Source organism: Streptomyces sp. NPDC058691 (genome assembly GCF_042714775.1).
Classification (GTDB): Bacteria; Actinomycetota; Actinomycetes; order Streptomycetales; family Streptomycetaceae; genus Actinacidiphila.
Map to the genome: position 1 here is coordinate 11,931 of NZ_JBHXSO010000022.1, position 14,404 is coordinate 26,334.

The window sequence follows — 14,404 nt, forward strand, 5'->3', positions numbered from 1 at the left end:
CCGACGACCCTCCCGGCGCGCGCTGTCATGACGTTGTGGCGGCGCTGAGCGGTGCCTGTGAGTCCGCGGCGGGCAGGTGGACGCGGAAGACGGTGGCACCGGGCTCGCTGTCGATCGACACCCGGCCGCCGTGCGCGGTCACCACCGCTTGCACGATGGCGAGTCCGAGGCCCGTGCTGCCGGCCGCCCGGGAGCGGGAGGCGTCGCCGCGGGCGAAGCGCTCGAAGACGTGCGGCAGCAGGGCGGGCGGGATGCCGGGGCCGTCGTCGGCGACCTCGACCCGCACCTCCGGGCCGTACGGCACGACCCGCGCCACCACGGTGGTGCCGGGCGGGGTGTGCGTACGGGCGTTCGCCAGCAGGTTGGTGAGCACCTGGTGCAACCGCTGCGGGTCGCCCCGCACGACGGTGGGGTCGTCGGGGAGTTCCAGCCGCCAGCGGTGGTCGCGCCCGGCCGCGCGGGCGTCGCTGACCGCGTCGACGACCAGCGGCGACATGTCGGTCCCGGCCAGGCTGAGCGGCCGGCCCGCGTCGAGCCGGGCGAGCAGCAGCAGGTCCTCGACGAGCGTGGTCATCCGGGCGGCCTCCGACTCGATGCGGCCCAGCGCGTGGCGGGTGTCCGGGCCGATGGCCTCGCGCCCGCGGCGGGTCAGCTCGGCGTAGCCGCGGATCGACGCCAGCGGGGTGCGCAGTTCGTGACTGGCGTCGGCGACGAACCGCCGTACCCGCGTCTCGCTCTCCTGCCGGGCGTGCAGGGCGCCGCCGACGTGGTCGAGCATGCGGTTGAGCGCGGCCCCGACCTGGCCCACCTCGGTGCGGGGATCGGTGTCGGCGTCCGGCATCCGCTCGTGGAGCGCCACCTCGCCGTGGTGCAGGGTGAGTTCGGAGACGCGGGTCGCGGTGGCGGCGACCCGGCGCAGCGGCTGGAGGTTGAGCCGGATCATGACGAAGCCGGCCATCCCGGCGGCGGCCAGGCCCGCGGCGGTGACGCAGACCTCGACGAGGACCAGGGTGCCGATGGTGTCCCGGACGCTCGCGGTGGGCAGCCCGACGATCCGGGCCTGCCCGTAGCCGTAGATGACCGACTGCACTCTGAAGGTGCCCAGGCCCGGGACGTCCAGCGTGTGGAGGGCGCCGTCCGGCGGGACGTACGCGAAGACGGCGGCCTGCCGGGCGGTGAGCTGCTCGATGTCCAGGCGGGTGCCCGTGGTGCTGCTGGGCTGGGAGCTGACGCCGGCGAGGACGACCGTGCCCGAGTCCACTTGGGCGCCGACGGTGCCCGGTGGGATGCCGGGGCCGGTGATGAAGGGCAGGGGGGAACCGTCGCCGGCGGCCCGGCGGTCCCCGCTCGGCAGGCTCCGCTGATCGCCGCCGGGACCCAGGGCGCGCTTCGCGACCGCGGCGACCTGGCCGTCCAGTTGCGCGTAGAGGAAGGACTGCAGGGCGAGCGCCGTGACCGTGCCGATCACCGCGCAGACGACCGCGATGAGCGCGACCGAGGAGACCACCAGCCGGGTGCGCAGCGACCAGCGGCGCCGGGGCCGGCGCGCGGCGGGCGTACGGCGCGGCGCGGGTGCGCCGCGGCTCACGCCGGTTCGCCCGGCTTGATCAGGTATCCGGCGCCGCGCCGGGTGTGGATCATCGGGGGCCGGCCGGAGTCGATCTTCTTGCGCAGGTAGGAGATGTACAGCTCGACCACATTGGCCTGGCCGCCGAAGTCGTACGACCAGACGCGGTCGAGGATCTGCGCCTTGCTGAGCACCCGGCGCGGATTGCGCATCAGGTAGCGCAGCAGCTCGAACTCGGTGGCGGTGAGGTGGATGCCGGCGCCGGCGCGGCTGACCTCGTGACTGTCCTCGTTCAGCACGAGATCGCCGACGACCAGCAGCGACTCCTGCCGCGCGGCGGCCGCCCCGGCCCGGCGCAGCAGGCCGCGCAGCCGGGCGACTACCTCCTCCAGGCTGAAGGGCTTGGTGACGTAGTCGTCGCCGCCCGCGGTGAGCCCGGCGATGCGGTCCTCGACGGCGTCCTTGGCGGTGAGGAACAGCACGGGCACGTCGGTCAGGTCGCGGCGCAGCCTGGCCAGGACCTCCAGCCCGTCCATGTCGGGCAGCATCACGTCCAGGACCACGGCGTCCGGGCGCAGTTCGCGGGCGGCGCGCAGGGCGTCGGCGCCGCTGCCCTCGGAGCGGACCTCCCAGCCCTCGTAACGCAGGGCCATCGAGAGCAGATCGGCCAGGGCGGTCTCGTCGTCCACGACGAGGACGCGCACGGGGGAGCCGTCAGGACGGGTGAGGTCGGCGGCGGCGGAGGAAGGAGACGCGGTCATGGGGAAAATCCTGTGAGCCGCCGCTGAGAGCACCCTTGGCGGTCTCTGTGAATTGTCTGAGAAACGCCTTCGTGACAGCCCGCCAGGGTCCCTGGGCGGCGGGGAGCACGGGAGGCGGCCGGACGCGAACACGCCGCCCGCGGGGAATGCGGAGGTGTCCTGGCCGCGTTTGGTACGACGGACTCCGGACTTCAGTCGACCTGGTGGTGGGAGACGGCCCATGGGCTTCAGCGGCAACGGCACGCAGGCGCAGGCGATCGGCCGGTACGGACTGTGGAACGGCGGTCTGCGCGACCCCGACCCCGCCCGCGCGAAGGAACTCGCCGAGACCGCAGCCGAGTTGGAGGAGCTGGGTTACGGCGCCCTCTGGCTCGGCGGCAGCAGCGGCGTGGAGCACGCCGCCCCGCTGATCGAGGCGACCTCGTCCATCACCGTCGCGACGGGCATCCTCAGCATCTGGCAGTACGAGGCCGCGGACGTCGCCGCCCGCTGGTCCGCGCTGGAGTCCGCCCACCCCAGCCGCTTCCTGCTCGGGCTCGGCGTCAGCCACGCGAAGCTCGCCGCACAGTACGAGCGCCCCTACGCCGCCATGACCGGCTACCTCGACGCACTGGACGCCGCCGGGGTCCCGGCCGGCCGCCGCGTGCTGGCCGCACTCGGCCCGAAGATGATGGAGCTCACCCGCGACCGCTCCGCGGGCGCGCACCCGTACCTCGTCACCCCCGAGCACACCGCGCAGTCCCGCGAGATCCTCGGCCGGGGCCCGCTGCTCGCCCCGGAGTTCACGGTCGTCCTGGACACCGATCCCGAGCGGGCCCGAACGACCGCCCGCGCCATGCTCTCGTTCTACCTGACCCTGCCCAACTACACCAACAGCTGGCTGCGGCTGGGCTTCACCGAGGACGACCTGGCGAACGGTGGCAGCGACCGCCTGGTGGACGCGCTCATCGGCTGGGGCGACGAGGAGCGGCTGCGCGAGCGCATCGACGCCTTCCTCGACGCGGGGGCCGACCACGTCGCCGTCCAGGTGCTGACCGCCGGCGGGGACCGGAACGGTCTGCCGCGCGAGGAGTGGCGGCGGCTCGCGGCGGCTCTGGGGCTCTGAGCCCGTCACCGGACCTGCGAAAAGAGGCAGTTGGCGACAGTCGGGGACAACCGTCCGTCAGGAACGGAAGCCTCCGCTCAAAGCCGTTCAGCGCCCGGCCGGGCACCGGGACCGGGCGTATGTTCGGCCCATGGACAGCGGCACCGTGCCCCGAACCGTCCCGGTCGACCGCATGGCGTCCGGCGACCACGCCTGCCTCGGCTTCGAGGACGAGGACGCCCGCTGGGAGGTCCGCGCCGCCTTCACCGCCATCGGCCTCGACCAGGGGGAACGCGTCCTGCTCTTCAGCGGGCGCGGCACACCCCCGGCGGAGGCCGTGACGAGGCTCACCGCACTCGGCGTCCGCGCCGCCGAGGCGGTGCGCCGCGGGGCACTCGTCATCACCCCGCTGGTCCCCGGCTACGACTCCGCCGCCGCCTGGTCCGCCCTCACCGAGACCGCCCGCCGCCTCGGCTACCGCGGACTGCGCGCCGCGGGCGACATGTCCTGGGCGCTGCGGCCGGGCCTCGACCGGGACCGGCTCATCGGGCACGAGGCCGCCATGACCCCGGTGCTGGCGGGCCTCGGGCTCACCGCCGTCTGCGAGTACGACCAGCGGCGCTTCCACGCCTCACTGCTGGCGCGGGTGCGCGCCGCCCACCCGGTGTGCCTGCGGCCGCCGTCCGGCGCCCTTCATGTCGAGCGGCTCGGCGGCACGCTCGCCCTCAGCGGCGACGCCGACCTCGCCACGCGCACCGAATTCGAGGTCGGCCTGCGCCACGCCTTCACCTCACCGGCCGGCCCGCCGTACGTCATCGACCTCACCGGTGTCGGATTCATCGACGCCCGCTGCGCCGGCGTCCTCATCCGCCACGCGGCGTCCCTCGGCCCCGCCGACCGCGTCACCGTCCGCTGCCCGCGACTGCACGCCCGGACCCTTCGCCTGTGCGGCGCGACCGAGGTCCCCCAACTCGTCCTCGACGAGACCTGAGGCTCAGACCTGCTGCGCCGCCCAGAACTCGTCCCAGGAGATCTTGCCGTCACCGTTGGTGTCGACCCTGCTGATCACGGACTGGGCCACCGTCTCGGTCACGTTGAAGTCACCCAGCTGGGCCATCACGCTCTTGTACTCGCTCGCCGTGATGAGACCGTCCCCGTCGATGTCGTACCGCGTGAACGCTCGCTTGCACGCCTCGATGTCGGCCATCGTGACCACCCCTCCATGTATGTGTCGGTCTGCAGCGGACACCCTAGCCGCCCCGGCCCGGCCCTCTCCCGGCGTGCGGCCAACCGTCCCTCCCGACCAGGGGAGGGACGCATGACGGAGGGTCTACACCCCGAGCGTCCGCCGGACATCCGCGTGCCGCTCCCGCGCCTCGGCGATCCAGTCGCCGCTCAGGTCCAGGGGCACGCGCACGCAGATCTGCGTACCGGGCGCATCGTGGACCTCGACCACGTAGGGGTCGTCGGCCACGAAGGTGAGGTACGCGGTGCCGCCTTCGTACGGCCAGTCCCCGGCGAACACCAGGTCTTCGTCCTGGTCGGCGTCGGCTTCCTCGACGGCATCCAGGAGCGAGCCCCATTCCTGTATGTCTTCGGCGTCGAACCCCGTCCGGACGGTGGCGTTGACGAAGTCGCTCGCGATGACGATCTCGGCGTCGTAGTAGTCCCCCTGCCGGGAGAGCACGCGGACGGCGACGCTTTGCCCCCCGTCGTCCAAGCGGATCAATTCCAGCGGCTCGGCGCTCTCGGCCAAGGCTCCCCCTCAGGCTGACACGGTTGCTCTGCTTCGTTGCCGTACGCACGACAAAGCCCCCTCCGGGATGATCCCGAGGGGGCTTTGGCCTGCTGTGCACTCGGCAGGATTCGAACCTGCAACCTTCTGATCCGTAGTCAGATGCTCTATCCGTTGAGCTACGAGTGCTTGTGCTTCCCGGCGTTTTCTTGCCGGTCGGCGTTGCGGGAACAACATTACATGACCCGCGCCGTGAGGTGAAATCCATTAGCCGCACCCTGCATGAGCTGCGGAAACGCCCCAGCGGAGGGGTCAGGAGGGCCTCCGGGAACGGCAGAAGCCCCGGCCGAGTGGCCGGGGCTTCCGGGGAGCGGAGGCGGAGGGATTTGAACCCTCGATGGACGGTAAAGCCCAAACCGCATTAGCAGTGCGGCGCCATAGACCGGACTAGGCGACGCCTCCAGGTGTCCCGCGCGAGCGGGTGCACGCAGATGATGACACAGCCCACTGGGCTGGGACCAATCGCTGACCAGATTACTAGGCCGCCCATGGGCAGGGCAAAGGCGTTGCGGCGGGCGTCGCCGCGGCGCGCCCACGATCGGGTGCGTTGCCGGGTCGCGGCGGGTGCCGGGCGGTAGGGACGAGGCATGCGAATGGCTCGAATGCCCCTGACCGCCGCGCTCGCGCTCGGCCTGTCGCTGACCGCCGCCGCGCCGGCGCCCGCCTGCCCGCCGGACCGGGCGGGGGACCGCCTGACGGTGATCGTGGACGACGGGAAGGACGGCCTGTCCTCGTACGAGCTGCGCTGCGGCCCGGGCGGCGGACGGGGGACGCACCCCGACGCGCGGGGCGCCTGCGACCGGCTGCGGCGGCTGGGCGGGCCGGTGGGGCCGGCCCCGAAGGGCACGCAGTGCACGATGATCTACGGCGGCCCGCAGCGGGCCCGGGTGCGCGGCACCTGGGACGGCAGGCCGGTGGACGACCGCTACGACCGCACGAACGGCTGCGAGGCCGATCGCTGGCGGCGGATGGCCCCCGTGCTCCCCGCGACGCCCGGCGCGGCCCCCGGCGGCGCCTTCACCGAACCGCCACGTCACGACCCATGGGCGTGACCGATACCACATCGGCGCCACGCAATCGTGAACGATACCCACACGTACGGGACATGGGCATCCGGAGCCTCCCGTCCAACGCCTGCCCGTACACTCGCTCTAGTGACATGCCCCGCGGTCGGCGGCAAGATGGGCCGCCACCGGTAGGACCCCTTGGTGGGTGTGGCGCGGCGGCAAGTGCGGTTTCCAGGGAGGACGCGTCTCGTGAGCAGCAGGCCATCCCGAGGCGCTGCTCGCCTCGCGGCAATACTCGACGCGCTCCCGGACGCGTTGCTGCTGGTCAATGCCAACGGCACCGTCGTCAACGCGAATTCCATCGCCCTGGAGACCTTCGAGTCCCCCGGAACGGCGCTCGTGGGCCGCGGCCTGCTGGACCTGCTGCCCTCCTTCGACGCCCGTCGCATCCCCGGCTCCATGCGCCGCCCGGACGACGACATGGGCCGCACGAAACCCACCCGGATGATCGCCCGGCGCACCGACGGCAGTGAAATTCCGGTGGAGGTTACGAGCGCCAACCTCGACGACGCCCGCACACCCTTCGCCGAGACCTACAGCTACACCGGCGACGAACTGCTGATGCTGGTCGTCCGCGACCTGACCGGCACCCTGGACACCGAGACCGAACTCGCCCGCCAGCAGCGCCAGACCGAGATGATCCTGCGCGCCGCGAGCGAGGGCGTCATCGGCGTCGACACCGAGGGCAAGATCGTCCTGGTCAATCCCTCGGCCGCGCAGATCCTCGGCTTCCGCGCCACCGATCTCGGCGGCCAGGAGATGCACCCCCTGGTCCACCACTCCCGGCCGGACGGCACCCCGCTGCCGTACGAGGAGACCCCGCTCGCCGGCACCCTGCGCTCCGGGCTGAAGCACCGCGCGCGGGGCCAGGTGCTGTGGCGCAAGGACGGGCGCTCGGTGCCGGTGGACCTGATCACGGCGCCGGTGCGGGAGGGCGACCAGCTGGTCGGCGCGGTGATGACCTTCACCGACCGGTCGGCCTTCGACGCGGTCGCGGCCCGCAACGAGCAGTTGCGGTCGCTGCTCGGCGACACGCTGCGCGGCCCGCTGGACGAACTGCGCGGCGAGCTCGCCGGGCTGGCCAACGACCCAGCCGGGCAGCTGTGGCCGGAGGCCAACCAGATCCTGCACCACCTGACGGCGGGCTACGCGCGGATCACCACGCTGATCGACAGCGTGCTCACCTTCCAGCGGCTCGACCGCGGCGAGGAGAAGCTCCAGCGCGAGACCACGTCCATGGACAAGGTCGTCGCGTCGGGTGTCGAGGCGGCCATCGAGCTGATCGGGCCCGGCCGGGCCCAGTACGCGGTGCACGCCCCGCCGATCGAGGCGACGGTGGACCCCGAGCGCATGTCGCAGGCGCTGTCCCACCTGATCGCGGACGTGGCGGGCGTGGACGCGGCCGGCAACGTGCCGGTCGTGGCGAACAGCGGCGACTCGACGATCGTGGTCGCGGCGGCGCAGCGCGGCGACTCCGTGCGCATCGAGGTGCGCGGGCCGCACGCCGGCGCCAACCCGGTGCACCTGCCGATCGCGCGCGGCATCGTCGAGCGCCACGGCGGGGTGCTGCAGACGCACGACGTGCCCGGGCAGGGCAGCGCGTACGTGGTCGAGGTGCCGGTCGGCACGGCGGGCGGCAAGACGGCGGTGAAGGAGCCCCGGCGGGAGTCGGAGACGACCGTCATGCCGGTGCCCTCGGAGCCGGTGCGCGGTACGGCCCCCGCGGCTCCCGCGGCCCCCATGGTCCCGGCCCCCGCCCTGGCACCGCCCCGCCCGGCCGACGACACCGCGCCGCCGGCGCTGCCCCCCGCGGGCGGTTCCGCGCTGGCGCTGCCCGCCGCGCCCACCACGGACTCCCCGACCCCGACCGGCCGCCGCCGGGCGCTGCGACGTCCCGGTGAGGCTCCGGCGCTGGAGGCCCGCCCCGTGGCGATCCCCGCCCCGGCCCCCCCGGCTCCGCACATCCCGGCCGCCGCGCCGGCCCCGCAGATCCCCGTCCCGGCGCCCGCGCCGCAGGCCCCTCCACCGGCGGCACCGCAGCAGGTCCCGGAGCAGCCGACCGGCCGCCGGGCCCGCCGCGCCACGGCACCCGCCCCGGCTCCGGCCCCGCAGGAGCCGCGGGCGGACCTGCTGCCGGCCCTCCCGTCGGCGCCGTCCCCGTCCCCCGCACCGGGCACGAACGGCAGCGGCCCCGGGCACGGAACCGCCGCCCCCGAGTGGCCGGAAGCCGTGGGTTCCGCGCCCCGCTCACGCGGCATCATCGAGAGCACCCCGCGCCCGTCCGCGATCGTCGACCCGCGCCGGCTGCCCGCCCCCGCCCCTGCGCCCGCCCCGGCTGTGCTGCCCACGCCGGAACCGGCGCCGGCCCCCGCGCCCGCGCCCCCCGCGCCGGTGATCCCGGAGCAGACGCAGCGCAGCCCCGAGCCCCCGGCCCCGCAGCCGGAACCGCCGGCGCCCGCCCCCGTGCCGCCGCCGGCGCAGCCCCAGTCGTCGACGACCCAGGGCCGCGCCATCAGCGTGCGCACCCTCGGTCAGGGCGTCCCCTTCGCCCAGCAGATCAGTGAGCAGACCGCGCAGCCGGTCACTCCGACCGGCCGCCGTCGCAAGCTGGCCAACCCCATGGAGTCCGAGGCCCGTCCGTCGGTACCCGCGGCGGCTCCGACTCCTACCCCGGCACCGGCACCGTCCCCGCCGAACGGCCGGAGCGCCCCGGGCGGTGCGGACACCCCCGGCCGCGCGTACGCCATAGGCGCCCCGACGGAGGACACCGAGGGCCCCGAACCGCTCGACGGCCCGAACGGCGCGGTCGATGTCACCGACGAGGCGCCGCACGAGCCGGAGGCCGTGTTCGACGAGCCGCGCCGCCTGCTGGTGTGGCCGGAGCCGGATGTCTCGACCCGCCAGGCGCTGACCGACCGCGGCTACCGCCCGGTCATCGTGCGCTCCCGCGAGGAGGTCGACGCCCAGGTCGCCGAGCCGCCCGCCGCGCTCTTCGTGGACCCACTGACCGGGCCCATCACCCGTACCGCGCTGCAGTCGCTGCGCCAGGCCGCCGCTCAGGCGGAGGTGCCGGTGCTGGTCACCGCGGGGCTGGGCCAGGCGACCCGGGAGGCCGCGTACGGCGCCGACCCCGCCGTGCTGCTGAAGGCGCTCGCGCCGCGCGACAGCGACCAGCACCCGCCGCGCGTGCTGCTGATCGAGGAGCACCTGCCGATCGCCCAGGCCTTCACCGGCACGCTGGAACGGCGCGGCATGCAGGTGGCGCACGCCTCCTCGGAGGCCGAGGCGATGACCATGGCCGGGCAGTTCCACCCGAACCTGGTGGTCATGGACCTCATGCTGGTGCGCCGCCGGCGCCAGGGCATCGTCGACTGGCTGCACGCCAACGGCCGCATGGAGCGCACCCCGCTGGTCGTCTACACCGCCGTGGACATCGACCCGGCGGAGCTGCCGCGGCTGGCGTCCGGCGAGACGGTGCTCTTCCTCGCGGAGCGCTCCACGAGCACGGACGTGCAGTCCCGCATCGTCGACCTGCTGGGCAAGATCGGTTCCTGACGGCCCGCAGGCTTTGGCGGACATGCCGGAGGCCCCGGCGAACCGGGGCCCCTGACAGTTCCTGACTGACGCTCCGTCAGCTCTGCGTGGGGGCCGGGGCCTCCACACCGCTTCTGGCCAGCGGGGGCAGCGTCGTGACGTCGAGCCCGCCGGACTTGTGCAGAGCGCGCAACTTCTTCTTGTCGAACTTGCCGACCGACGTCTTCGGCACGGCCGAGATGATCGCCCACCGCTCGGGCAGCTGCCAGCGCGCGATGTGCCCGCCGAGGAACGCGCGCAGCTCCTCGTAGCCGATCTCGACGCCGTCCTTGAGCACGACGGTGGCCAGCGGGCGCTCGCCCCAGCGGTCGTCGGGCACCGCGACGACGGCCGCCTCCGCGACACCGGGGTGCGCCATGAGCGCGTTCTCCAGCTCGACGGAGGAGATCCACTCCCCGCCGGACTTGATGACGTCCTTGGCGCGGTCGGTGAGGGTCAGGTAGCCGTCGTACGTGATCGTGCCGACGTCACCGGTGCGCAGCCACCCGTCCTCGCTGAACTTGTCCTCGGGGCGCAGCGATTCGGCGCCGGCGCCGCCGTAGTAGGCCGCGGCGATCCACGGGCCGCGCACCTCCAGCTCGCCCGCGGACTCCCCGTCCCAGGGCAGGATCTCCCCGGAGGGGCCGACCAGGCGCGCCTCGACGGAGGCGGGGAAGCGGCCCTGCGTGATGCGGTACGGCCACTCCTCCTCGGCCGTGAGGCCGGCCGGCGGGTGGGCCATGGTGCCCAGCGGCGAGGTCTCGGTCATGCCCCAGGCGTGGCAGAGCCGGACGCCCAGCTTGTCGTACGCCTCCATCAGGGAGGGCGGGCAGGCGGAGCCGCCGATGGTGACCTGCCGCATGCTGCTGATGTCGCGCGGGTTGACGGCGAGTTCGGCCAGCAGCCCCTGCCAGATGGTGGGCACCGCGGCGGCGTGGCTGGGGCGCTCCGCGGCGATCATCTCGGCGAGCGGGCCGGGCTGCAGGAAGCGGTCGGGCATCAGCATGTTGATGCCGGTCATGAAGGTGGCGTGCGGCAGGCCCCAGGCGTTGACGTGGAACTGCGGCACGACGACGAGGGTGGTGTCGCGGTCGCTCAGGCCCATCGACTCGGTCATGTTGACCTGCATGGAGTGCAGGTAGATCGAGCGGTGCGAGAAGAGGACGCCCTTGGGGTCGCCGGTGGTGCCGGAGGTGTAGCACATGGCCGCGGCGGAACGCTCGTCCAGCTCGGGCCAGTCGTAGGTGTCGGGGCGGCCCTCGATGAGGGACTCGTACGCGTGCAGGGCGGGACGGCAGCCCTCCAGGGGCGCGGTGTCGCCGGGGCCGACCACCACGACGTGCTCGACCGACTCCATCGCCGGGAGCAGCGGGGCGAGCAGCGGGATCAGGGTGCCGTTGACGAGGATGACCCGGTCGGCGGCGTGGTTGGCGATGAAGACCAGTTGGTCCGCGGGCAGGCGCAGATTGAGCGTGTGCAGGATCGCGCCCATCGAGGGGATGGCGAGATAGGCCTCGACATGCTCCGCGTTGTTCCACATCAAGGTGGCGACCCGCTCGTCGCGGCCCACCCCGAGCTCGTCACGCAGTGCCCCGGCGAGGCGGGCGGCGCGGGCCCCTATCTCGGCGAACGAGCGGCGGTGCGGCTCCCCTTCGCCGGTCCAGGTGGTGACCTGCGACCTGCCGTGCACGGTCGTGCCGTGGGTCAGAATCCGTGAGACCAGCAAGGGCACGTCCTGCATTGTGCTCAGCACCGGGCGCCTCCTCATCGAAGCGGCTACGCGAAGGTAGGTGGGTGCTGCGATTCTGCTGCCATACCGAGCGGTATGTCACTACCCCGGGAACAATTCGGGGTCCTCGCGCAATTTGCCCAGGGCGCGGGAGACGGCGCTCTTGACGGTGCCGACCGAGACGCCGAGCGCCTCGGCGGTCTGGACCTCGCTCATGTCCTCGTAGTAGCGCAGGACGACCATGGCCCGCTGGCGCGCGGGAAGCCGGGATATCGCGCGCAGCATGGCGTCGCGCTGGGCCTGCTGCTCGGCCTGGTCGTGACCGGTGAGGGCCGCCGGGCCGTACGGCTCGGGCAGGTCGTCGGTGGCGTACTCCTCGACGCGGCGCTTGCGCCACTGCGAGGTGCGGGTGTTGACCAGGGTCCGGCGGACGTAGCCGTCGACGGCTCGGTGGTCGTCGATCCGGTCCCACGCCAGGTAGGTCTTGGTCAGGGCGGTCTGCAGCAGGTCCTCGGCGTCGCACGGATCGGCGGTCAGCGAGCGCGCGGTCCGCAGCAGCGCCGGGCCCTTGGCCCGCACGTAGCTGGTGAACTGTGCCTGCGAGGCGCTGGTGCACACGGGCGTGGTCATGGCTCCACGCTATGAGCGCGGCCGGTCCCCGCGGATCCGCCGCAGGTGCCGGAGCGGGGTCACCCTGAAGTCGTACGAGGGGGGTCCGCCCCACCTCCGGAGGACGGAGAGCGGCGCCGCCGCCCCTACGGGGTCACCCCGCAGGGGCGGCGGCGCGGCGCGTCATCCGCGGCGTGTCAGTTGACGACGGCCACGGGACCGTCCAGGCGGTTGCGGTCGATCGCCAGCCGCTTGCCGCCATGCCTCTCGCGGACGGCGCCCGAGTACTGGTGGATCCGGCCGCCGTTCCAGGCGTCCCGGCTGAGCACCGGTTCGCTGCGCACCGCGGGCCTGCCCTTCCAGCGGGCGAACCAGACGGCCTCCGGGAGGTCGTCGGCACCCTGCCGGCGGGCCCGCTCGATGTGCCGGATACCGGACTCCGAGCTGCTGTACAGGCCGGGCAGGTAGCCGTTCTCGCTGACCTGACGGTCCCAGGCCTGGATGAAGCCCAGGGTCTGGTCGGCGCAGCGGGCCTTCCCGACGCGGTACGCCTCCATGTCGAGGTAGAGCGCGCTGCCGGGTTCGAAGCCGAGGTCGGCGGCGCTGCGCACGGCGTCCCAGCCCTCGCTCTCGCCCTGGCCCTCGGGGTCGTCCGGGTCGATCCGGTAGTTGCGCAGGTGCTTGCCGCGCACACAGGGCGACTGCGAGCCGACGTAGATCGGCATGATGCGCCAGCCCATCCGGTGCACGGACTGGACCCAGTTGCGGTTGAGGTTGCGCTGGCTGCAAGCACGGGCGCGGCCGCCGAAGTACACGCCGATGGCGCGGTACTTGGACTTCAGCCAGGCGCGCATCGTGGCCAGCGAGGGGGCGCGGCAGGTGTCGAAGCCGTAGCCCTTGAAGTTCCGCCGCTCGGGCGTGGCTCCGTCGGGCTCCTCGCTGCCGTAGGCGTCGTACGGCATGAGCAGTCCGGACAGGTCCGGGCCGAGGTCGTACCCGCTCAGTGCGTCGCCGGGATCCGTGTCGCCGCCCGGTGCCATGGCCGACGCCGGAACGGGCGCGAGCACGGCGGAGCGGGTAGCGGCGAGCCGGGGGACGGCGGCCTCCGCGGAGACCGGTCCGGTCAGCAGACAGGCGAGCACCAGCCCTACGATCGCCGCATATCGGATGATCGGCTTGTGTTCGTGCATGCGATGAGTGAAAGGGCGCGGCAGTCCGCCGGACCGTTCGCCACGCCCGGGTGTCCACCGGACGCAGCAATGCGGGCCTCGTGATCACCGGGGCCGCCGCAGGGCGCCCGGCCGGTCCGCAGCCCCGAGCGGCAGACCCGGGGCCGACACCTGCGCACCCGCTCCGACCAGCGCGTTCCACGCGCCGGGCGGCTGCCGGACGCTACTGCCCCGCGATCGGCGCACTCCTTCAGCCATGCCGTTCACACCGCGCGGGCACGCCTCTCCGAACTGGCCGCCGCGGGGGTTCACGGGTAGCGGGGCGGCGCACTTTCCACACGGCTGAAGACGGTGCCCCCGTCCCGGCGGCCGGTACGGTGTCCCACGCGCCGGAGCCGCGGGCGTCGCGGGCGTTCGCGGGCGTTCGCGGGCGTTCGCGGGCGGGAAGCCGGGGCCGGCGCGCTGTCCACAGCCTGTGGACACCAGAACGCGACTGCGCGACGGCAGTGAGGTTGCCGTCGCGCAGTCGCCCCTTGTCAGCGAGCCCCAGGGGCCCCGGTCACCACAGCGGACCGAAGAAGATGTTCACGTTCGACTGGTGGATCTCGGTGAACGCCGAGCCGACCACGCTCGCGTTGTTGTTCTGGTTGGACGCGCCCGCCCCGGTGGCGGCCTGCTGCGTCGTGGTCACGCTCCCGAAGTTGTCGCGCCCCACGCTGCCACCGCTGTTGCTCACCACGGTCGCGTTGGAACCGCCGCCCGACAGGGCTCCGTTGTCGGCCACTGCCGTCCCGGCGAACAGTGCCGCGGCCAGCGGCAGCGAGGCCATCGCGGCCAGGACTCGGGCGGTACGGGTGCTTGCCATGTCTTGCCCTCCAGAGGACTGGATACGGGGTGTGCGGGGCGGTTGGCCGACCGCTCCGCCGACTGTGCGACGTCGCCGCAACCAGAGTTGCCCAGCACTCGGGCCGCCAACCAGGCCCTCCGTCCCATTTCGCTCGCAAGCGTGACGATCTATCGACAAACCCCTAAGGTCACCTCAATTCACCG

Annotated in this window: 12 protein-coding genes and 2 tRNA genes; 4 read left to right on the forward strand and 10 right to left on the reverse strand. The window is 73.4% G+C overall.

Going from position 1 to position 14,404, the window contains the following annotated elements:
- Positions 1-25: 25 nt before the first annotated feature.
- Together ACFWVC_RS17435 and ACFWVC_RS17440 are read right to left on the reverse strand one after the other, a co-directional pair.
- The gene (locus tag ACFWVC_RS17435; RefSeq protein WP_384285843.1) at positions 26-1,588 is read right to left on the reverse strand and encodes an ATP-binding protein; all 1,563 of its coding nucleotides are present in this window, start codon (positions 1,586-1,588) and stop codon (positions 26-28) included.
- Positions 1,585-2,328: a response regulator transcription factor gene (locus ACFWVC_RS17440; RefSeq protein ID WP_384285847.1), complete on the reverse strand. Its 744-nt coding sequence runs from the start codon at positions 2,326-2,328 to the stop codon at positions 1,585-1,587. The genes ACFWVC_RS17435 and ACFWVC_RS17440 overlap by 4 nt, the downstream gene beginning before the upstream one ends.
- A gap of 220 nt (positions 2,329-2,548) precedes the next feature.
- Here ACFWVC_RS17440 and ACFWVC_RS17445 point away from each other — a divergent pair, with 220 nt between their 5' ends.
- Positions 2,549-3,433, forward strand: a complete 885-nt coding sequence (locus ACFWVC_RS17445) for an LLM class F420-dependent oxidoreductase (RefSeq protein WP_384285853.1) — start codon at positions 2,549-2,551, stop codon at positions 3,431-3,433.
- A 130-nt stretch (positions 3,434-3,563) separates the two neighbouring features.
- Complete coding sequence (locus ACFWVC_RS17450) at positions 3,564-4,403, forward strand: MEDS domain-containing protein (protein ID WP_384285858.1); 840 nt, start codon at positions 3,564-3,566, stop codon at positions 4,401-4,403.
- Between the two features lie 3 nt (positions 4,404-4,406).
- Here ACFWVC_RS17450 and ACFWVC_RS17455 read toward each other — a convergent pair whose 3' ends face one another.
- The 4 genes from ACFWVC_RS17455 to ACFWVC_RS17470 form a co-directional block, all read right to left on the reverse strand.
- Complete coding sequence (locus tag ACFWVC_RS17455; RefSeq protein ID WP_360904243.1) at positions 4,407-4,619, reverse strand: EF-hand domain-containing protein; 213 nt, start codon at positions 4,617-4,619, stop codon at positions 4,407-4,409.
- A gap of 123 nt (positions 4,620-4,742) precedes the next feature.
- Positions 4,743-5,168: a DUF5959 family protein gene (locus ACFWVC_RS17460; protein WP_384285866.1), complete on the reverse strand. Its 426-nt coding sequence runs from the start codon at positions 5,166-5,168 to the stop codon at positions 4,743-4,745.
- 95 nt (positions 5,169-5,263) lie between these two features.
- Positions 5,264-5,336, reverse strand: a tRNA-Arg gene (locus ACFWVC_RS17465).
- A gap of 182 nt (positions 5,337-5,518) precedes the next feature.
- Positions 5,519-5,609 (reverse strand) — tRNA-Ser (locus ACFWVC_RS17470).
- Between the two features lie 191 nt (positions 5,610-5,800).
- On the opposite strand from ACFWVC_RS17470, the gene ACFWVC_RS17475 reads away from it, so the two are divergent.
- Positions 5,801-6,259, forward strand: coding sequence for an SSI family serine proteinase inhibitor (locus tag ACFWVC_RS17475; protein WP_384285868.1), 459 nt, complete (start codon positions 5,801-5,803; stop codon positions 6,257-6,259).
- Positions 6,260-6,463: 204 nt separating this feature from the next.
- Complete coding sequence (locus tag ACFWVC_RS17480) at positions 6,464-9,829, forward strand: PAS domain-containing protein (protein WP_384285871.1); 3,366 nt, start codon at positions 6,464-6,466, stop codon at positions 9,827-9,829.
- Between the two features lie 76 nt (positions 9,830-9,905).
- Here ACFWVC_RS17480 and ACFWVC_RS17485 read toward each other — a convergent pair whose 3' ends face one another.
- The 4 genes from ACFWVC_RS17485 to ACFWVC_RS17500 form a co-directional block, all read right to left on the reverse strand.
- Complete coding sequence (locus ACFWVC_RS17485; protein ID WP_384285873.1) at positions 9,906-11,600, reverse strand: long-chain fatty acid--CoA ligase; 1,695 nt, start codon at positions 11,598-11,600, stop codon at positions 9,906-9,908.
- Between the two features lie 78 nt (positions 11,601-11,678).
- Positions 11,679-12,206, reverse strand: coding sequence for a SigE family RNA polymerase sigma factor (locus ACFWVC_RS17490; protein WP_384285876.1), 528 nt, complete (start codon positions 12,204-12,206; stop codon positions 11,679-11,681).
- Positions 12,207-12,382: 176 nt separating this feature from the next.
- Positions 12,383-13,375, reverse strand: a complete 993-nt coding sequence (locus tag ACFWVC_RS17495) for a DUF1906 domain-containing protein (RefSeq protein WP_384285879.1) — start codon at positions 13,373-13,375, stop codon at positions 12,383-12,385.
- 538 nt (positions 13,376-13,913) lie between these two features.
- The gene (locus ACFWVC_RS17500; protein WP_384285882.1) at positions 13,914-14,219 is read right to left on the reverse strand and encodes a hypothetical protein; all 306 of its coding nucleotides are present in this window, start codon (positions 14,217-14,219) and stop codon (positions 13,914-13,916) included.
- Between the last annotated feature and the right edge of the window lie 185 nt (positions 14,220-14,404).